Here is a 19,273-nt window from a genome sequence, read left to right as displayed (position 1 = left end):
ACAGGAGGCTGAAATGGCCGAGACTGCGATGGCCGAGGTGATGGCCGAGTTGGCCGCGCTCGAGGACCCGAGGGCCCGCGAGGTGAACGAGAGACACGGTGACGATCACGGTGTGAACCTCAGCAAACTGCGCACGCTCGCGAAGCGGCTGAAGACGCAGCAGGATCTAGCGCGCCAGCTCTGGGAGACGGGTGACACTTCAGCGAAACTGCTGGCGATCCTGATCTGCCGGCCGAAGGCGTTCGAGCGTGACGAGTTGGACCTCATGTTGCGCGAGGCACGCACTCCCAAGGTGCACGACTGGCTCGTGAACTACGTGGTGAAGAAGAACCCGCACTCAGAAGAGCTGCGCCTGGCCTGGTTCGCCGATGTGGATCCAGTGGCCGCGAGTGCCGGCTGGGCGCTGACCGCCGAACGCGTGGCGAAAATGCCCGATGGCCTCGACCTCGCTGGACTGCTCGATGTCATCGAGGCGGAGATGAGAGACGCGCCGGCTCGCCTGCAGTGGGCGATGAACCACTGCCTGGCTCAGATCGGGATCGGGCACGCCGAGTACCGAGCCCGTGCAATCGACATCGGTGAGCGCCTGGAGGTGCTCAAGGATTACCCGACTCCCCCGGGCTGCACGTCCCCGTTCGCGCCCATCTGGATCACCGAGATGGTGCGACGACTGCACGTTCGGTAGGAAGGTTCGCGCTCACGCTTGGGCCGCTGCCGGCCTTGGCGCAGCGGAAAAATCAAGGGTTCCAGTGGCTGCCTGACGGCCAAGGACATGACCCCTTGAAACGCCCGCGTGCTCGGGCACTGCACGACACTAAGGCTGTTTAAATTCGATCTGGCCCAGGTCGTTGGTGAGCACGAGGGCCCGCTCCGTGAGGGAGTACGTCAGGGGCGACTTCAGGAAGCTGACCGTCCACCGCCGGATGTCCCCCGTGGTGCCGGAGCACCCATTGGCTGTTTCAGCCAGCCGTTCCGGGTCAGTAGTGAGCGTGCGGGCAGTGACTGCCGAGGGTACGTTCAGCGTGCCGCAAGGCATCCGGACCGTCATGGTCAGCGTCCCGTTCACTCGGCTGAAGCTCATGCGAAGAGGATTCGTGGCGAGCCAGGTCAGGTTGTGGCGGTAGTCGGTGCCTGCCGTCGAAGTAAAGTTCTTGCACTCGAAAGGATCACGGTTCACGCTCTCGCGGTACTTGGCTTCGCTGCAATCAAAGGGGCTCGCCGTCGAGGTAACGGGACCGGGACCGGCCTGACGCGCAGCAAGACCACTGCATCCCGTGAGCGCCAAAACACCGATCAATACAAAGGACGGCAGCGGCCGGCGCTTCATGGCAACCCCTTCGACGCTTTCCAACTAGGATTCACGACCTGCCCCGCCCACTACGGATCGTCCGGGCTACAGGCCTGGGAAATTCGAGCGAAGGAGTGCCGGTGCCAAAGCCCCGGGTTCAGAAGGCTTCAGTTCGTCTTCGTCGCCGGCCCCGTCATACGCCGAACGCAGTGCGAGCGGAAAATGGCGAAGCAGCCGCTGAGCCCCCGCGGCGGGGCAAGCAAGGCTGCTTCGGCTTTAAGTCAACACTTGTCGTCCGGACTAGGCACCAGTGGCGAATACCTGTCTTTGTGAGTGCCTGGCTACTTATCTGCGCAAATGACATCTCCCACGGATGGGCAAGGCGCCTGACCAGTGGCCGCCGCCGCTTACGCATATTACCGGGCATGAGCCTGCAAGTCGGGGCGCCGCTGTCAGCGGGTCAGCGCGTTTTTCTGGCGGGAGTTGATCGTTGACATCTGTCCGCAGTTCGAGCAGGTGATGCGGTAGGACCTGGACGTGGTGAAGAGGGGTATGAAGAACAGCGTGAATTTGGTGGCGCGTTCTTCGAGGTGGTGGTGGACGGAGAGCCCGCAGGACTGGCAGGTGGCAACCCGGCCCGGCAAGGAGCGCAGGACGGTTTTGAGACCAAAGAGCAGAAGCATTGTTTGTACCTTTCAAAAACGTCATAGTGACCGCTCATGCGGTGGTTGGTTCTCCCGGYGTCGGGAGGTGCGCTGTCAGGCCGGAGAGCAGGATGCTGAGGCCCTGGTCCAGTTCGGCTGCCCCGTCGTAGTCCGTGAGCACCGGTCCCAGGGCGCGGAGGCGGGGGAATTCCTTCGCCGGCAGGCGGTGCAGGCCGAGGCGCAGGAGCGCTTCGTTTTCGTCCGGATCGACGATGAATTCCTGCAGTTCATTGAGGATGTGGCCGTACAGGAACCCGTAGTAGGCCCGGTAGACGTGCAGCGCGTCGGCAGGGGCGAACCCGGCGTCGATCAGCAACGAGAGGATCTGCTCCAGCGGGCGCAGCGTCCCCAGCGGGCGCAGGCCCAAGGGCGTGGACAGCGGCCGGGTCACGAGCAACGGCACGACGTTCGGATGCCGCAGCGCCAGGAGGCGCAGGTCATGGGCGATCTGCCGGAGCTGCGCCTGCCAGTCCGGGCGGTCCGGGCGGTCCGGGAAGATGGAGAGCTCCTTCAGGACAAGCTCTGTCACCCCGTCCAGCAGCGCGGCACGATTGGCGGCGTAGCGGTACAGGCTCATCGGGTCCCGGCCAAGGTCCTGCCCCAGCCGGCGCATGGTGAGCGCGTCGAGTCCTTCCGCGTCCACCAGTGCCAGTGCGGTGGAGAGCACGAGGTCCCGGCTCAGCCTGGGCTTCTCCCCGGCAGGCTTCCCGGCGGCTTTCCCGCCGGCAGGTGAACCGTCGATCGGAGTGTTTGAGGGCGGCACGGGTTTCCATCCTGATCTGATCGGATAATCGCTGGTTTCCACGAGGCAAGGAAGCTTGCTTCCTGCCTAGTCTACGGGTAAAGTCTACATCGTAGACAAGGTCTAATACAGGTCCTACGAAGCGGACTCCAGCGCACGGCCCACCGGCCGTTCACTCCGCCTCAGATGCCCGTGACTGCGCACCACGCACAGCCCGTCCGTACCGCAGAGTTCCAAAGAACCGGGCGACCGCCTCAGTGCCGTGTGCACGCACCGAGGCTCAGCTGCTATAGCCACATGGCGGCACACAGCGCACCCCGCGAAAAGGGCCACCCCCATGGCAAATACGCAGTTCGACCAATTCCTTGCAGAAGCCACCATCACCACCGACGACCGCTCCGAGGCCGCCCTCGGACGGGACTGCCTCTACGGCCTGTACACCAGCTGGTGTTTCCTCAACCAGTGCGTGCCGCGGCCGGAGAGCGAGTTCTGGGCCGCGATGCGCAAGAGGCGCGTCCGCCCCGGCCACAGCGGCCTCCGCATGAGGGGCCCGGCCGCCGCCGACTACATCCTGGCCAGCTACCCCGGCCTGGTCTGAGCCCTTGAGCACCACCGCCAACACCTACCTCCCCCGGGACGCCCACCAGCCCCGCGGGAGCCGCCCCTGGTGCGCCACCTGCGACACCGACCTGCACCTCGCCGTGGACTCCATCACCGTCATGGACCGCCGCAGGGAAACCCTCGCCGTCGCCTTCAACTGCGCCAACTGCGGCGGCTCCCGCGTCCTGTCCACCACCGCACACTTCGTCGCCGCAATCCTGACCCGGTCAACCAACACCGATGACGTCGTGCACCTGGGCGCCCAGTACATCCACTGCGGGGAACCCATGTCCCCCACCGATCCGGACCTGAGAAATTCCCACACACCACTCTCCACCCAGCCGCGGCCAGCAGACTTCCTCCGGGCCTACCTCCGGACCCGGGTACTGCGGTGCCGGTGCGGCTTCCAAATGGAAATACCGCACTAACCCCAGCCACCCGGACCCCAGCGACGCCGCCTGCGCAAACCGTTCTTCCGGTCTCTGCGAGACAACATACAGGAGCGAGTGGGGCCCAAAGCCTTGTGTATTAGTAAGTATGCTGACTAACCTTGGGTATCGGGAATTGCACGGCATTGTTCACATCGAAAGGACACGACGTCATGGGAATTCTAGGATTTCTTCTGCTGGGCCTCATCGCAGGAGCAATAGCCAAAGCCATCCTGCCCGGCAGACAGGGCGGCGGATGGATACTCACCCTCATTCTGGGAGTTGTCGGGGCAATACTCGGCGGATGGATCGGTTCCCTGATCTTCGGCGGCGGTCTGGCCGACTTCTTCGACCTCAGGACCTGGCTGCTGTCAATACTCGGAGCCGTCATCGTGCTGCTCATCTACGGAGCCGTTGCCGGCCGGAGAAGCCGCGTCTGAAGCACGACCGGCCAACGTGGCCGGTTCGGACCGGAAAAACGTCCAGCCCCTTCCGCGGACTGTAAGGAAGCTGATGGATTCCATGGTCCACCGGCCTCAGACTGGGTGCATGGACGACACGGAAAAGCACGACACGATCGCAAAAGTCACTGACCGGCTTGCCGCACGCTATCCGGACGCGCCCCGGCCCCTGGTCACCCAGCTCGTCACGGAAGAATACGAAACACTGGATGCCGGCAGGATCCGGACCTACATCCCGACCCTGGTCGAGCGCGGTGCCAGAAACAAACTCGACCGCGAGTTCTCCGCTCAGGCCACGGAAATCTGAGATCTCAGCGAGACCAGGACCTGAGACCCTTCGGCACGAAACCTCCTGCATGGCCGCGCCGGGCAAAGCGCTTTGTCACAGCGACCCAGTCGGGCACAGCAAGTTCCGTCCCCCCTCCGCCCCCATCCCGGCACCGCTAAAGAAGGACACCGCAGCAATCGGGCCCGTCTGCGTGCCGGCGCGGCTCATCACCGAACGTTGCAGGGGCGGTTCGCTTGCACCAGCGCCACTGACCAGGCCAGAGATGACACTGCAGGAGTCCGGCCCGTCGATCTCCCCAAGGTTTACTGGCTATCTCTAGGGTCCTCGCAGCAGACTCTCAGTATCTGGTCGGGAGGCGCACCCCATGAACTGACCGACCAAGCCGCCGGACCCTGTCCCCATCAATCAATGTTGGGCCCGGCGGCACCATCTCGCTGTAGCTCGCGGGTGAGGCTTCTGGCGGCTGGCGCTACTTCGTAGCCGGAGCGTTCAAGGTCCGGCTACTTGACCTGCGGCAAGAGCGGCTAGTCAGTCCGCTTCTACGTGTTTTGTGAGTTTGGGTGGCAAACGAAAGCGGTGCCCGCGCCATCCCGGTGCAGCCCCTGAGGCAGACCAAGTCGCGGATCAGGCGTTAGCCTTCCGCTTCACCCAGCCCCACACGCCCGTAGCGACAAACAAGATGAGGGCGATGATGGCCAGCCAAATCAGGCCCTTCACAGCAAAGCCAACGATTGAAAGAACAAGCCAGATGACCAGAAGTGCAATTATTAGTCCCATACCGGCATCCTACGCCCCCGGCAAATGCGGCCCAGGAGCTTGCACTGATTGGCACCAGAAGCGCCGCTCTGCTCCCCGCTGGACCCCCGTGGATCTGGACATTGTTGTGGCCTGTAGGCTCAAGGGGCGCACCGGATATCTTGCCGGTCAAGCGTGTATTGGGGGAAAGAGTCGTGAAATTTGTCAAGGTGTCGGCGGCCGCTGCGGTCGGCGCTCTCCTACTGCTCGGTGCTGCGCCGGTCGGGGCCGATGAAGGCTCGGTCATTGATGTCGGTGGCGTTCCCCTAGGTGTTGCCACGGACTCCGCTGGCACGGTTTATGTATCGAACTACGGACTTCCTGGCGGCATCCAGGTACTTCGGCAAGGTGCACGGGAACCATCGCGGACTATTAGCACTGGCCGTTATCCGTCCTCGCTTGCGGCAGCTCCGGACGGAACCCTCTATGTCTTGCAGGGCGGCCCGGGCGGAATGGAGATCGGCGTCATAGCCAAGGACGCGGATGCCGTAACGAAGACCATCCCCGTTTCGCCCGGAGAGCATCGGTTGACTGTCGGGCCGGACGGTTCGCTCTATGTCGTAAACCCGTCGGAGCGCACCTTGTCCGTAATCCTCCCGCGGGGCACTTCAGTGGACCGGAACATCCCTGTTGGCTCCGGCGCCAGCCAGGTGGCCGTGGCGGAGGACGGGACGGCGTTCGTCACGAACCAGTACGCGGGCACCGTTTCTGTCATCCCGCCCGGCGCGGTACGCGCCGCCCGCACTATCGACGTCGGCGCTACCGCTAACCCGCATGGAATAGCCACCGGGCCGGACGGCACTCTCTACGTCGTGATCATCAAGCGCGACGAAGTCGCGGTGATCGAACCAGGCGCCACAACAGTGGCCCGCAGTGTCTGGGTAGGCCACGGGCCACAGGAGGTCGCCGTCGCTCCTGACGGCACCGCATACGTCACGAACAGTGCGGACCAGACCCTGTCGATCATTCCACCTGGAGCTGCAGAAGCAACGCGTACTGTCGCGACGGGCAAGGATCCAGGACGCCTAGCGGTGACGCCGGACGGGACCGTCATCGTCGCGAACCGGGCCAGTGCCGCCCTGACGGTCCTGGCGCCGGCCGCCACCGGGTCTGACGCGGCGTCACCAACCGCCGTTCCTTCACCACCAGCCTCCGCTCAGGCCGCCGGCGCTCCCGAGGGCCAGGGTCCTCCATGGCTGGCTGCTGCGTTCGGCGCTGCCGGGTTGGTCCTGGCCGGTACCCTGGCTACTTTTTGGCGCCGCCACCGGTCCTGACACTTTCGGGACCCGTTTTGGCGCGATCCGCGACGCTTCCCCACCCCATAAATGTCATCCTGCGGACACTGTGCAGAAACCTTCGCAGCGCAGACTGGCGGGTAGGGAGGGCCTTGGAGAGGATGCAGTCATGACAACCAACGGAGAACGCGTTGCCTGCGTATGCGAACAGTTGACTCCCCGCGTGGCAATTGACGACGTGAATCCCGGCGACACAATCGAAGCGGGACGAGACGGACACGTGCGTCATCGGGGAACCGTAACGGACGTCGCACCGCACCTCGGGCTCCTGTGGATCATGGACTTCCTGACGGGCGGGCGCCGGCTAGTGGACACCGCCGAACTGACCATCAGCCACGCACCGTCAACGACTCTTGCAGAGAGCACGGACACGGAGGCGCCCGCGGCCTGAGGTCATGAGGCGGCCTGACGGCATGGGTATCGATGCAACTTTCCGCTATTACGCCCCGTATTGGCGGCTACCTGTTCCCGCTCGGCAGGCGCGGACGATGAGCGTAAACCTCGCTCGAAGGGATGTTCAACATGTCGGACATTCAAAAGCCAGATGCAGCAGATCGGCCGCAGGAAGACCGGACGGCATCCTCCGAAAAGGGCCCGCGCCAACATGGGATCCCCAATAGCGCGACGACGCCGGAAATTGAGTCAACAACATCCTTCCTCATGGAGCAGCTCGCCGCGCTGCTGGCCCATGACCCGGGTGTGCGTTCAGGAACGCAGGAAGCTGCCCGCAAAATGAGGGCGGCTGCCCGTTGCTCCCGGTCCATCCTGGAAATCCACCGCAAATGCTTCCGCAAGTCTGCCGTCAAGCGTCTCCGGGCCGAGCTAAAGTGGCTAGCCAAGTCCGTGGGTCCGCTGCGGCACGCCACTGTCGGCGACGAGCAGGCCCGCGTGCCTGCCCAACAACTGCCCATGCTGAACATGCTGAACATGCTCGGCTTAGGTTTTGCATCGGTCGAAAACGAACCGGGAAACGCATACGAGAACGCCTACAAGAGTGCACTCGCTGCCCTCGAATCCGACCGCTACTTCCACTTGATTTCGGAACTTCAGTCGTTCTGCGCCGATCCGCCTGCAAAAGTGAATCCAGCCGCGCACCACCGCGTGAACGACTGATCCATCCTTCGCCAAGGTACAGACTTGTAAAAGCTACAGCAGGCCAAACTCAGAACGCGGCCGGGCACCTCAGGCCCGGTAGAAGCCAGGCCGCCGCACCCCGCCGTCGGCCTTCCGGAACACCGTTAATCCGTCATCGTGACAAAACATTGTCCGGCCCATTCCGTCGTTCTGGATGATCCAGAAGACGCTGCCGTCCAGGGCGGTCATGTCGATGCGGCCCGAGGCTAATCTTTCGGCACCGCGGTGGATGGCCACCTCGTCTCCCCGGGAAAGCCTGTTCCAGTTTGGGACGGGCTCCAGCGCAAGGGGCGCGGTGTGGATCGGGGCCGCGGCGCGGCTGGATTTGTGCGAGTACAACAGAGTGGACATGGGTTTCCTCAGATAAGAGACACGGGTACAGCTGAGGCGGGCCGAAACCCCGCTTGGGTGACGGCCCGCCTCGTGGTGAAGCTAGAACTGCGCCCCGTCCGCCTTAACGGCGAGGACCGGACGGTCCGCCTGCATGAGGATCCGCTGGGCGTGGCTGCCCAGGATGAACTTGCCAACCTGGGTCCTGTGCCGCAGCCCGATGACAATCAGCGACGCATTGGCCTCCCGCGCCACATCGAGGAACTCGTCCGCGAGGTCGTGCTGATACGGCGGCTGGATGACGGAGGCGCTGACGCCGGCATCCGTTGCGCGGCGGGCTGCGCGTTCCAGGACGTCCGACGGCGCCACGGACTTATCGACCAAGGCCCCCTCGCGTGCGGAGTTCACAATGACCAGATCCTGCTTCCGGAGCTGCGCTTCCGCGATACCTGCGGTCAGTGCCGCCTCACCGGCGGGCGTGGGAACGAATCCGACGATGATGCTCATACCTTCTCCTTGAGTTGTACTGGGGCGGTCTCTTCGAGAGAAGAACCCTTGCGTTTGGCCAGCATGCTCCGGATTCCCGGAAGCACGGCTACCAGGACAAACACGATGAGCAGCGTTGCCGAGATCGGTCGGCTGAAGAAGCCCAGGGGATCGCCGTTGAACACCAGCAGCGAACGGCGCAGGGAGCTTTCCAGCAGCGATCCGAGGACGAAGGCCAGCACCAGAGGGCCCGGCTCAAAGCCGAACTTCTTCATGACGTAGCCGACGATGCCGAAGACCACCACGAGGGTGACGTCGAACATGCTGTTGTTGATCGTGTAGGCACCCAGCAGGGTGATCAGCGCAGTGACAGGGGCAAGGATGGCGGCCCGGACGCGGAGGATCTTCACGAAGATGCCTACGAGGGGAAGGCTCATGATCAGCAACAGGATGTTGCCGATATACATTGAGTTCACCACGCCCCAGAAGAGGTCCGGGTTTTCATCCACGAGCTGGGGACCGGGGGTGACTCCCTGGATAAGGAGTGCGCCGAACATCAGCGCCATGGTGGCGTTGGCGGGAATTCCGAGCGTGAGCAGCGGAATAAAGGAGGAGGTGGCGGCCGCGTTGTTTGCGGTCTCGGGTCCGGCAACGCCTTCGGGCGCGCCTTTTCCGAAGCGCTCCGGCTGCTTGGCCCTCTTCTTTTCCATGGCGTAGGAGGCCATGGACGCTATCGTTGCTCCGCCGCCGGGGAGGATGCCCAGGAAGAAGCCCAGCACAGAGCCGCGTCCGATCGCTCCTGAGGCCTGCTTCAGGTCGCCGCGCGACGGCCAGACGTTGGAGACCGTGGAGGGTGCCTTGGCGGCACGATGGCGCTCCTCAAGGTTGTAGAGGATTTCGCCGAGGCCAAAGATGCCCATGGCAATCGGCACGAAGTCGATGCCGTCGGCCAGTTCCAGGCTGCCGAAGGTAAAGCGGCTTTCGCCGGTGAAGACGTCACGGCCGACGGTGGCCAGCAGCAATCCGATGGCCGCAGCGATGAGTGCCTTGGTTTTGGATCCGCTGCTGATTGTGGCGACGAGCAGGATGCCGAGCAGGGCCAGGGCAGAGTATTCGGCCGGGCCGAAGTCCAGGGCGAAGCTGGCGACGAGGGGCGCGAGGAAGGTCAGGCCGATGATGGAGGCGGTGCCGCCGATGAACGAGCCGATGGCGGCCAGGCCCAGTGCGGTGCCTGCCTTGCCCTGTTTGGCCATCTGGTAGCCGTCAAAGACTGTGACTACCGAGGAAGCCTCGCCCGGGAGCTTCAGGAGCACCGAGGTGATGGTGCCGCCGTACTGGGCGCCGTAGAAGATGCCGGCCAGCATGATGATGGCGGTCACGGGCTCCACGTTGTAGGTCAGCGGAAGGAGGATGGCGATGGTGGCAGCGGGACCCAGGCCCGGCAGCACACCGATCAGCATGCCGATGACGACGCCGATCAGGCAGTACAGGAGATTCATCGGCTCCAGGACAACCGCAAATCCGTTGATCACGGGATTTAGAAAATCCACGGGGGTCTCCTAGAAGAGGTGGGGAATGGAGGCGTTGAGCGCCAGGACAAAGATGCCGTAGAACGACGCAACCACGATGGCGCTGACAAGGAGGGTGGACCGCCACGTTTCGCCGCCCAGGAACCGCATCCAGACAATGCACAGCGCCAGCGCCGGCAGTTCGAATCCGATGGCCGGCATCAGTGCCACCATGAGGGCCAGGGTTACCAGGCCCGTCAGCGGGGCCATCGACATGCGGGTGAACTTTTCGGCGTCGCGGTTGTGCCGGCCGATGATCAGCTGGAACAGTCCCAGGGCCACCATCACGCAACTGATGATGAACGGCCACAGGCCAGGCTGCGGCGCTGCCGGGGTACCCAGGCCCATCGCGACGGACAGGACGAGGGATCCGATGCCGAGGCCAAGAACCACAAGGGAGGAGGCCATGTTGGCCAGCGCCCCGGCAGCCGGCGGCTTTTCCTCTTCCCACTGCGCGGCGAGCTGTTCGGGCGTAAGTTCGTCGAGGTCGCCGTCGGGAAGCGGGCCGGAGGCGTCCCCGCCGGAAGGCGCAACCGCATGGCTGCCCCCTCCGGCGGGCACTGGTGGTGTTACGTTCACAGGGATCACTTCGTTCCGCTGAGGCTGATGCTGTACTTCTCGATCAGTCCCTTGTACTTCGCGGCGTATTCCTTCCACTGCGTGACAACTTCCTCGCCGGAGATTTCCTTAGGCGTCAGCATGTTCTTTTCGTTGAATTGCTTGTAGGCGTCCGACTTGAAGGTCTCCTGGAAGGCCGCGAGCAGCTTATCCTTCACTTCCTTGGGGGTTCCCTTGGGAGCAGCGACGGCCCGGTACTGCGCTACCGGGACGTCATAGCCGGATTCCTTGGCAGTGGGCGTGTCCGGCAGGAAGGTATTGCGGTCCTCGGAGAAGACCAGCAGAGGGGCCACCTTGCCGGCCTTGATCTGCGGCATCGCTTCGCCGAGCTGGATGGTTGCCAGTTCCACCTGGTTGCCCAGTACCGCAGTCAATGCCGGCTTGCCGCTGTCGAAGGGGACGTCGGTGCCCTTCACGTTCGCCTGCTTGAAGAGCACTGTCTGCGCCAACTGGCTGCCGGTGCCGACGCCCGTGGTGCCGAAAGTGATGTTTCGCCCCGCCGCGGTCACGTCCTTGATCGACTTGAACCCGGACTTCTCGCTGGCCACCAGAACGTAGTCGTCCTGGGAAAGGCCCGCGATGATATCAAGGTCATCGATGTTCACTGCCTCGTCGGCAGATACCGCCAGCGGCGTAATGGTGATCAGCGAAGCGTTGATAAGGAGCAGATTCTGCCCGTCGGCAGGCTTTCCCGCCACCTCCTTGGTGGCCAGGGCGCCGTTGGCACCGGGCTTGTTCACCACGGGCATTGGAGTGCCGAGCGTCTTGGATGCGCCTTCGGAGATGGCGCGCGCGATGAGGTCGGTGCTGCCTCCGGGCGCCTGACCCACGGTCAGGTTTACGGGACCGCTGGGGTACTTGGATGAGTCGGCGCTGCCGCCGGCAACGTTGCCACAGGCGGTCAGGGCCAAAAGCGCGACGGCGGATGCCGTTCCGATGATGGTGCGGCGTGATGGGAAGTGCGTCATTGAAACTCCTCGTTGGCACTGCAGGGCCTGAGCCCTTGAAGTGGTTGTGAACCGGGTCACTGCCGGTTCGCTTTTTCGAGTGTAGGGAGCCGCTATGATGCATGTCTAAGCCCAAATGTGCATCGGGTGATACCAGGAAGGCATCATGTTCACTTTCGACCAGCTGGCCGGTTTCGTCGCCGTCGCGGAAGAACTTCATTTCGGACGCGCAGCGGAACGGCTCAACATGACACAGCCGCCCCTGAGCCGGCAGATCCAGAAACTCGAGAAGACCGTAGGCGCCGAACTGCTGGAACGCGACAACCGCAAAGTGGAGCTGACTCCAGCCGGCCGTGCTTTTCTGGACGAGGCCCGCCGTCTGATGGCGCTGGCAGAGCGGGCGCCCGTTACGGCCAGGCGGATTGCGTCCGGCCGCTCGGGCCTCCTCCGCATTGGATTTACCGCGGCCAGCGGCTTCAGCATCCTTGGCCCGCTGCTGGAGGAGATCGCCGAGATCCTGCCCGACGTCGACATAGACCTCCAGGAACTCGTCACGGGCGAGCAGATCATGGGGCTCCAGACCGGCGAACTGGACCTCGGTCTTGCCAGGCCCCCCTTCGACAACAAAATCTTCGACTCGCACCTCTTGTATCGCGAAGCCATGGTGCTGGCCGTTCCGTCGGGCCACCGGCTGGCCGGGCTCGACCGCGAAATCACCAACGAGGATCTCAAGGATGAGCCCCTCATCATGCACTCACCCACCCAGGCCCGGTACTTTTACGACCTTGTGGTTCGGATGATCCCGATTCAGCACGCAAACGTGGTCCACACCGTCAGCCAGATCCTCACGATGGTTTCCCTTGTTGCCGCGAAACGGGGCGTCGCTTTCGTCCCGCACTCAGCCACGCTGCTGGGTATCCAGTCGGTGCACTTCCTTCCTCTACAGAGCAGCGTCAACGACCCCGTTGAACTGCATGCCATCTGGAACCGGACCATCAGGAATCCCGCCCTCGCCAGGGTCCTGAAGTCGCTGGAGTTCCGGGAGCACTGAAGCGTCCCCAGCCACGGCAGTGATGCTGAAAGCGCATCAATGCATACAAAAATGAACTTAGACAGGCATCGAATGCCTCCCTAGGGTGGAAGGGAAGCACTCACACGCCGCAGCGACGCGGCGCCGACATGGAGGACCATACCGTGGCCAAATACTCACCCCAGGAACTTGCCAATACCCTCAAGGACGGGCTGCTCTCCTTCCCGGTAACGTCGTTCGACGCGCAGCTGCAGTTCGACGAGGAAAACTACCGCAAGCACCTCGCGTGGCAGGCCAGCTTTCCGGTAGCCGGCCTGTTCGCAGCGGGAGGCACTGGCGAAGGGTTCTCGCTCACGCCGGCGGAGTCCGAGCGCGTGGTGCGTGCCGCCGTCGAAGAAGTGGGCAACGTTGTCCCGGTCCTGGCGTCCGCGGGCGGGTCCACCGCCCAGGCCATCGAAAACGCCAAGGCTGCCGAAGCCGCCGGAGCCGAGGGCATCCTGCTCCTGCCGCCGTACCTCACGGAGGCTGATCAGGGCGGCCTGATCGACCACGTGAGCGCGATCTGCAACGCCACGTCCCTCGGCGTGATCATCTACAACCGCGCCAATGCCATCTACAAGGACACCACTGTCGCCGCCCTGGCGGACCGGCACGAGAACCTCATCGGCTTCAAAGACGGCGTGGGTGACCTTGAGCACGACGCCCGCGTCTACGCGAAACTCGGCGACCGCTTGTTCTACCTCGGCGGTCTCCCCACCGCAGAGACCTTCGCCCTCCCGCTGCTGCAGCTTGGCATGAGCACCTACTCCAGCGCCATGTATAACTTCGTCCCGCAGTTCGCCCTGGACTTCTACCAGGACGTGCGCAACCAGGACCGGGTCGCCGTCAACAAGAAGCTCAACGAGTTCGTGATCCCGTACCTGGACATCCGTGACAGGGTCAAGGGATACTCCGTCTCGATCGTCAAGGGCGGCCTCGACGCAATCGGCCGCTCAGCCGGCGGTGTCCGTCCGCCGCTGCAGAACCTGGCGCCGCAGGATTTCGCAGACCTCAAAGAACTCATCGCCACCGTCTCCTGATCCACCGTCTCCTAGGAGGAAATACCATGACGCTCACCGGACACTCCCTGATCGCAGGGCAGGCCGTCGCAGGCGAAGGCAAGACCACCTTCGGCCTGAACCCCGCCACGAACGAACAGCTCGAACCCGCTTACACGCTGATCACCGAAGACCAGCTCCAGGCCGCCACATCCGCGGCTGCCGAAGCCTACGCCTCCTTCAGCACGCTGGACCCCGAGACCCATGCCGGTTTCCTGGAAGCCATCGCGGATAACATCGAGGCCATCGGCGACGACCTGATCATCCGCGCGGGCCAGGAGACCGGCCTACCCGCAGCCCGGTTGCAGGGCGAGCGGGCCCGCACCACGGGCCAACTCCGTCTGTTCGCGAGCGTGGTCCGCCAAGGCGATTTCCGCGGCGTCCGGATCGATCCGGCCCTTCCGGATCGCGCTCCGCTGCCGCGCGCTGACATCCGCCAGCGCCAGATCCCCTTGGGACCCGTCGCGGTTTTCGGTGCCAGCAACTTCCCGCTGGCATTCTCGACGGCGGGAGGAGACACCGCTTCGGCCCTCGCCGCCGGCTGCCCGGTGGTCTTCAAAGCCCACAATGCGCACCCTGGCACCAGCGAACTCGTTGGCCAGGCCATCGCGAAGGCCGTCTCGGACGCCGGGCTGCACCCCGGGGTCTTCTCCCTCATCTACGGCCCCGGCAGCAGCATTGGCCAGGCCCTGGTCGCGGACCCCGCCATCAAGGCAGTCGGCTTCACCGGCTCACAGTCCGCCGGCATCGCCCTGATGCGCACCGCCGCCGCGCGGTCCGAACCCATCCCCGTCTACGCGGAAATGTCCTCGCTCAACCCCGTTTTCGTCTTCTCCGGCGCCCTCAAGGGTGACGTGGACGCGCTGGCGCAGCAGTACGTCGCAGCCGTCACCGGAAGCTCCGGACAGCTGTGCACATCTCCCGGCCTGCTGTTCGCCCCCGTTGGGGAGGATGGCGACAAACTCGCTGCCGCCGTCGGCCGTGCCGTTTCGGCGTGCGCCGGCCAGACCATGCTGACCGAAGGGATTGCAGCGTCTTGGAACTCAGGGGCCGGGGCGCTCGGCGCCGCCGAGAACGTGGACATCATCGGTGAGGGCACCGTTGGCCCCACCGAAAACGCGCCGGCGCCCACGATCTTTGGCACCGACATCGCCGACTTCGTGGCCAACCCCGTGCTACACGCTGAAATCTTCGGCGCGGCCAGCCTGGTGATCCGCTACTCCTCCGCCGAGGAACTGATTGAAGCGACCAACCGGCTTGAAGGGCAGCTCACCGCGTCGCTGCAGCTCACCGAACAGGACTACCCGACGGCGGCGCGCCTGATTCCGGCGCTGGAACAGAAGGTGGGGCGCATCATCGTCAACGGCTGGCCCACCGGCGTCGAAGTCGGCCACGCCATGGTCCACGGCGGGCCGTTCCCGGCCACGTCCGATACCCGCACCACTTCGGTCGGAACCCTGGCGATCAACCGTTTCCTGCGCCCGGTCGCGTACCAGAGCCTGCCGCAGGAACTGCTGCCCGCGCCGCTGCTGGACGCCAACCCTTGGCAGCTGAACCGCCGGGTCGACGGGATCGTTGCCGAGGCAGCTAACGAGAAGGACGAGGTCAACGCATGACCGCCCAGCCAACCGTTGCCCGAGTGGAAGTCGTACCCGTCGCGGGGCACGACAGCATGCTGATGAACCTCAGCGGCGCCCACGGGCCGTTCTTCACCCGCAACGTGGTCATCGTGACCGACTCTGACGGCCGCACCGGTCTCGGCGAGGTTCCCGGCGGTGAGAAGATCCGCACCACCATCGAGGAGGCCGGAGCCTTCATCACTGGCAAATCCGTGGCCCGCTACCGGTCGCTGCTGCGCGAGATCGCGGCGGAATTCGCCGACCGCGACGCCGGCGGCCGCGGCTTGCAGACCTTCGACCTCCGCACCACCGTCCACGCGGTCACCGCCGTCGAATCCGCGCTGCTGGACCTTCACGGCCAGTTCTTGGGCGTGCCAGCCGCGGAACTCCTGGGCGACGGGCAGCAGCGGGCCTCGGTGCCGATGCTCGGTTACCTCTTTTTCATCGGTGACCGCCGCAGGACGAATCTGCCCTACCTGGTAGAGGATGCGCCCGCTGACCGCTGGGAAAGACTGCGCCGGCAGGAGGCTATGACCCCCGAAGCTGTGGTGGCGCTGGCCGAAGCCGCGCAGGAGCGCTACGGCTTCAGCGACTTCAAGCTCAAGGGCGGCGTGCTGTCCGGCGACGACGAGGTTGACGTGGTCACCGCCCTGGCCAAGCGCTTCCCCGAAGCCCGGGTGACCCTCGATCCCAACGGCGGCTGGCTGCTCGAGGAAGCCATCCGGCTCGGCAAGCGGATGCAGGGCGTTGTGGCCTACGCGGAAGATCCATGCGGTGCGGAAGGCCGGTTCTCCGGGCGCGAAGTCATGGCGGAATTCCGCCGTGCCACCGGGCTCAAGACCGCCACCAACATGATCGCCACGGACTGGCGCGAAATGTCCCATGCCATCCGGAGCAACGCCGTCGATATTCCTTTGGCGGACCCGCACTTCTGGACCATGCACGGGTCTGTCCGGGTGGCGCAGCTGTGCAACGAGTTCGGCCTCACGTGGGGATCCCACTCCAATAACCATTTCGACATCTCTCTGGCCATGTTCACGCACACCGGCGCGGCTGCTCCGGGCGAGATCACGGCACTGGACACGCACTGGATCTGGCAGGACGGACAGGGCCTCACCAAGAACCCTCCGCAGATCAAGGACGGGGCCATCGCCGTTCCGGACGCCCCGGGCCTCGGGATCGAACTGGACCGCGATGCCCTGGACAAGGCGCACCAGCTGTACCTGGAGCACGGCCTCGATGCCCGCGATGACAGCGTCGGCATGCAGTACTACATCGACGGGTGGTCCTTCGACCCGAAGCGGCCGTGCCTGGTGCGGTAGAGTCCGTTCGCTAGGCAAGCAACACAGGCTTCCGCACGGCCGGACCTCCTCCCGCAACAGGAGACGGCCGTGCGGAACCCATACATCTAGATAGGTACATCTAAATAGAAGGGCGCAGAGTGGGCGGCGTTGTTTCCGGAATCCTCATTGTCTCCGCCGTCATCGCCGTGGGCTATTTCGCTGCCAGGCTGCGGATCCTGGGGCCCGAGGTCCAGGGTGCCCTCACCCGCACGGCTTTCTACGTCACCAATCCGGCCCTTCTGTTCACCGTGGTGGCCGGCAGCGACATCCGGGCCGCCCTCGGAACCGACGCCCCGCTGGCGCTGCTGTCCGCAGCGATAGTGGGGCTTCTCTATAGCGTGCTGAGCTTGCTTTTCTTCCGCCGGCCCGTGGCAGAAACCGCCGTCGGCGCCATGGCCAGCAGCTATGCCAACGCCAACAACATTGGTATTCCGGTCTCGCTCTACGCAGTGGGAACGGCCCAGCACGTAGCGCCGGTGCTACTTGTCCAAATCCTTGTCATGGCGCCGTTCTACCTGACGGTGCTGGGACTCGCCTCCGGTTCGAAAATTTCGTGGAAGCGGCTGCTCGTCCAGCCATTCGCCAACCCGATGATCATCGCCTCCGGGCTGGGCGCCGTCGTGGCACTCACAGGCTGGACCGCCCCGGACCTGCTGCAGAAGCCGGTCGACATGCTGGCCGGGGGTGCCGTGCCGATGGTGCTGCTCGCCTTTGGCCTCTCCCTTGCCGGCAGGGCGCCGCTGCAAAAGGACGGCGGCCGCACCGAAACTCTCGTAGCGACCTTCCTGAAAATCGCAGGAATGCCACTGATCGTCTGGACACTGGGCCGATTTGTTTTCGGACTGGAGGGCCAGCACCTCCTGGCCAGCGTGATCATGGCCGCCCTCCCCACAGCCCAGAATGTCTTTCTGTTCGCTTCCCCATACGGCAGGGGCATGACCGTGGCACGGGACGTCATCCTGTGCACCACCGTCCTGAGTGTCGGGGCCCTGCTGGTGGTCGCGTGGGCAGTCGGATAGGTACTTGGCTGACGATCTTTAGGTGAACCCGGTCACCGCCAAGAATGTCGGACCCCTCTGACAGAGTTTTCCTATGGAAGCCATGGGGGAACACGCAGCGGATCACACCGCGGGCCAGGCGGTAACGCCGGGCCTTAGCGCGGCTGCCCTGCTGCGGGGCCGCGCGCTTCGCAGCGTTCCCGCTTCGGCGCCCCTCGTGGATAGCCGGGCGTCCGACGGCGGTGCTGCCGCCGGCGGGTCTGTCACCAGCGGTGCTGTCACCAGCGGGTCTGTCACCGGCGTGACGTTTGCTGGCACCGCGTTCGGTGGCGGGGCGGCTGAGGCCCTGGAGCAGTGTCTGGAGGCGCTGGCATCGGCRGTCGACGCCGCGGACAAYGARCTCGGGCTGGCTTCCTTCCGGGAGGCGGCGGATTTCGCGGACCTGACCGAGGAGCTCTCCCGCCGGGCCGAGCACCTTCAGCTGCTCGCCGCGGCCGCGGTGGAACGGACCCGCACCGAGGCGGTCAACGCCGCCGGACCCGCGGCAAAAGCCACCGGCTGGACCACCGGCTGGAGCACCGACACCGCGGGGGACGTCTCCGGATCCGGAGCGATGTCCGCAGCCGCGGCGCCGGGAACAGCGCCGGGGCCGGCGCGGGTGCGGTCTGTGCCTGCCGATGACGGGTGCCGGAACACCGCCGAATTCCTCCGGGTCCGGCTCCGGATCAGCATCGGCGAAGCCCGCCGCCGGCTCGCCCTCGCCGCGGCCGTGCTGCCCCGCACCGGCCTCAACGCCCACCCCATGCCCCCCGCCTGCGAACAGACCGCCGCGAACCTCGCCGCCGGGACCATCGCCTCCCGCGCCGGAACCATCATCACCACCGCCCTGGACAAGGCCCGCCCCATCACCGACCCCGCCACCCTCCACACCATGGAGGCCGCCCTGAACCGCACCGCCCTGGACAACGACCACGACTTCCTGCTCCGCATCGCCCACCGCTGGACCGACGCCATCGACCAGGACGGCACCGAACCCAGCGAAGAAGAACTCCGCCACCGCCAAGGCGCCTTCACCCGCCGCCCCCGCCGCGGCCTCCACCACCTGGAAATCTTCGCCACCACCGACCAATACGAACACCTCCTCACCGCCATGAACACCGCCACCAACCCCCGCACCCAACCCACCACCACCGCGGACGGAACAGGCTCGGGAACAGGCACCGGCGCCGGCGCGGCCACCGGGGAGAACTGTGCCGGCGGTGACGCGGGCGCGCATACCGGGCCGGGATTCGGCGCCGCGGCCGAAGCCGCGGCCGCGGACGCCCACCTCGAACGCCGCACCCGACCCCAACAACTCCTCGACGGCCTCGTCGGCGCCTGCAAAACAGCCCTCGCCACCAACACCCTGCCAGCCACCGGCGGACTCCGGCCCCAGGTCATGGTCACCATCAGCTACCAGGACCTCCTGAACCGCCTCCACACCACCGCCGCCAACGGCCCC

General features: G+C 65.0%; 23 protein-coding genes. 14 read left to right on the top strand and 9 right to left on the bottom strand.

What is annotated here, in order from left to right; translation table 11 throughout:
- Window positions 1–13 precede the first annotated feature (13 nt).
- Window positions 14–685: a DNA alkylation repair protein gene (locus AC1D14_RS07240; RefSeq protein WP_476882088.1), complete on the top strand. Its 672-nt coding sequence runs from the start codon at window positions 14–16 to the stop codon at window positions 683–685.
- A gap of 129 nt (window positions 686–814) precedes the next feature.
- Here AC1D14_RS07240 and AC1D14_RS07235 read toward each other — a convergent pair whose 3' ends face one another.
- The 3 genes from AC1D14_RS07235 to AC1D14_RS07225 form a co-directional block, all read right to left on the bottom strand.
- Entirely contained in the window at window positions 815–1,327 is a 513-nt protein-coding gene (locus tag AC1D14_RS07235; protein WP_476882089.1) for a hypothetical protein, read from the bottom strand.
- A 413-nt stretch (window positions 1,328–1,740) separates the two neighbouring features.
- A complete protein-coding gene (locus AC1D14_RS07230) occupies window positions 1,741–1,971 on the bottom strand; it encodes a zinc-ribbon domain-containing protein (RefSeq protein ID WP_476968242.1) in 231 nt (76 codons plus the stop codon).
- Between the two features lie 34 nt (window positions 1,972–2,005).
- Window positions 2,006–2,674 carry a TetR/AcrR family transcriptional regulator C-terminal domain-containing protein gene (locus tag AC1D14_RS07225; protein WP_476968291.1) on the bottom strand — a complete coding sequence of 223 codons (669 nt, stop codon included), beginning with the start codon at window positions 2,672–2,674 and terminating at the stop codon, window positions 2,006–2,008.
- 397 nt (window positions 2,675–3,071) lie between these two features.
- On the opposite strand from AC1D14_RS07225, the gene AC1D14_RS07220 reads away from it, so the two are divergent.
- From AC1D14_RS07220 to AC1D14_RS07205, 4 genes are all read left to right on the top strand, one after another.
- On the top strand, window positions 3,072–3,332 hold the full coding sequence (locus AC1D14_RS07220; protein WP_230121537.1) for a hypothetical protein: 261 nt from the start codon (window positions 3,072–3,074) through the stop codon (window positions 3,330–3,332).
- Between the two features lie 4 nt (window positions 3,333–3,336).
- The gene (locus AC1D14_RS07215; RefSeq protein ID WP_476968241.1) at window positions 3,337–3,762 is read left to right on the top strand and encodes a hypothetical protein; all 426 of its coding nucleotides are present in this window, start codon (window positions 3,337–3,339) and stop codon (window positions 3,760–3,762) included.
- 173 nt (window positions 3,763–3,935) lie between these two features.
- On the top strand, window positions 3,936–4,202 hold the full coding sequence (locus AC1D14_RS07210; protein ID WP_230121345.1) for a GlsB/YeaQ/YmgE family stress response membrane protein: 267 nt from the start codon (window positions 3,936–3,938) through the stop codon (window positions 4,200–4,202).
- 109 nt (window positions 4,203–4,311) lie between these two features.
- Entirely contained in the window at window positions 4,312–4,530 is a 219-nt protein-coding gene (locus AC1D14_RS07205) for a three-helix bundle dimerization domain-containing protein (RefSeq protein WP_230121344.1), read from the top strand.
- 606 nt (window positions 4,531–5,136) lie between these two features.
- Here the strand turns inward: AC1D14_RS07205 and AC1D14_RS07200 are convergent.
- The gene (locus tag AC1D14_RS07200; RefSeq protein ID WP_230121343.1) at window positions 5,137–5,289 is read right to left on the bottom strand and encodes a hypothetical protein; all 153 of its coding nucleotides are present in this window, start codon (window positions 5,287–5,289) and stop codon (window positions 5,137–5,139) included.
- Window positions 5,290–5,462: 173 nt separating this feature from the next.
- Between AC1D14_RS07200 and AC1D14_RS07195 the strand changes: the two genes are divergently transcribed.
- From AC1D14_RS07195 to AC1D14_RS07185, 3 genes are all read left to right on the top strand, one after another.
- Window positions 5,463–6,581: a Vgb family protein gene (locus tag AC1D14_RS07195; protein ID WP_476968240.1), complete on the top strand. Its 1,119-nt coding sequence runs from the start codon at window positions 5,463–5,465 to the stop codon at window positions 6,579–6,581.
- A 130-nt stretch (window positions 6,582–6,711) separates the two neighbouring features.
- Window positions 6,712–6,993: a hypothetical protein gene (locus tag AC1D14_RS07190; protein ID WP_230121341.1), complete on the top strand. Its 282-nt coding sequence runs from the start codon at window positions 6,712–6,714 to the stop codon at window positions 6,991–6,993.
- A gap of 131 nt (window positions 6,994–7,124) precedes the next feature.
- Window positions 7,125–7,715 (top strand): CHAD domain-containing protein, encoded by a 591-nt coding sequence (locus AC1D14_RS07185; RefSeq protein WP_476968239.1) that lies wholly within the window; start codon window positions 7,125–7,127, stop codon window positions 7,713–7,715.
- A gap of 69 nt (window positions 7,716–7,784) precedes the next feature.
- Here AC1D14_RS07185 and AC1D14_RS07180 read toward each other — a convergent pair whose 3' ends face one another.
- The 5 genes from AC1D14_RS07180 to AC1D14_RS07160 form a co-directional block, all read right to left on the bottom strand.
- Entirely contained in the window at window positions 7,785–8,087 is a 303-nt protein-coding gene (locus tag AC1D14_RS07180) for a hypothetical protein (protein WP_476968238.1), read from the bottom strand.
- 81 nt (window positions 8,088–8,168) lie between these two features.
- Complete coding sequence (locus tag AC1D14_RS07175; RefSeq protein ID WP_230121338.1) at window positions 8,169–8,573, bottom strand: universal stress protein; 405 nt, start codon at window positions 8,571–8,573, stop codon at window positions 8,169–8,171.
- On the bottom strand, window positions 8,570–10,102 hold the full coding sequence (locus tag AC1D14_RS07170; RefSeq protein ID WP_230121337.1) for a tripartite tricarboxylate transporter permease: 1,533 nt from the start codon (window positions 10,100–10,102) through the stop codon (window positions 8,570–8,572). Before AC1D14_RS07170 ends, AC1D14_RS07175 begins: the two co-directional genes overlap by 4 nt.
- 9 nt (window positions 10,103–10,111) lie before the next feature.
- On the bottom strand, window positions 10,112–10,699 hold the full coding sequence (locus AC1D14_RS07165) for a tripartite tricarboxylate transporter TctB family protein (RefSeq protein ID WP_230121336.1): 588 nt from the start codon (window positions 10,697–10,699) through the stop codon (window positions 10,112–10,114).
- A 5-nt stretch (window positions 10,700–10,704) separates the two neighbouring features.
- Window positions 10,705–11,706 (bottom strand): Bug family tripartite tricarboxylate transporter substrate binding protein, encoded by a 1,002-nt coding sequence (locus tag AC1D14_RS07160; RefSeq protein WP_230121335.1) that lies wholly within the window; start codon window positions 11,704–11,706, stop codon window positions 10,705–10,707.
- Between the two features lie 145 nt (window positions 11,707–11,851).
- Between AC1D14_RS07160 and AC1D14_RS07155 the strand changes: the two genes are divergently transcribed.
- From AC1D14_RS07155 to AC1D14_RS07130, 6 genes are all read left to right on the top strand, one after another.
- Complete coding sequence (locus AC1D14_RS07155; RefSeq protein WP_230121334.1) at window positions 11,852–12,736, top strand: LysR family transcriptional regulator; 885 nt, start codon at window positions 11,852–11,854, stop codon at window positions 12,734–12,736.
- A 143-nt stretch (window positions 12,737–12,879) separates the two neighbouring features.
- Complete coding sequence (gene kdgD, locus AC1D14_RS07150) at window positions 12,880–13,794, top strand: 5-dehydro-4-deoxyglucarate dehydratase (RefSeq protein WP_230121346.1); 915 nt, start codon at window positions 12,880–12,882, stop codon at window positions 13,792–13,794.
- Between the two features lie 26 nt (window positions 13,795–13,820).
- A complete protein-coding gene (locus AC1D14_RS07145; protein WP_230121333.1) occupies window positions 13,821–15,428 on the top strand; it encodes an aldehyde dehydrogenase (NADP(+)) in 1,608 nt (535 codons plus the stop codon).
- A complete protein-coding gene (locus tag AC1D14_RS07140) occupies window positions 15,425–16,753 on the top strand; it encodes an enolase C-terminal domain-like protein (RefSeq protein ID WP_230121332.1) in 1,329 nt (442 codons plus the stop codon). The genes AC1D14_RS07145 and AC1D14_RS07140 overlap by 4 nt, the downstream gene beginning before the upstream one ends.
- Window positions 16,754–16,872: 119 nt before the next feature.
- The gene (locus AC1D14_RS07135) at window positions 16,873–17,793 is read left to right on the top strand and encodes an AEC family transporter (protein ID WP_230121331.1); all 921 of its coding nucleotides are present in this window, start codon (window positions 16,873–16,875) and stop codon (window positions 17,791–17,793) included.
- Window positions 17,794–17,866: 73 nt separating this feature from the next.
- On the top strand, window positions 17,867–19,273 hold a 1,407-nt coding region (locus tag AC1D14_RS07130; protein ID WP_476968237.1), incomplete at its 3' end, for a DUF222 domain-containing protein.

Source organism: Arthrobacter sp. P1_B11, from assembly GCF_056406715.1.
Note: the sequence above shows the minus strand (reverse complement) of the source record. Positions and strands in the feature narration are given on the sequence as shown.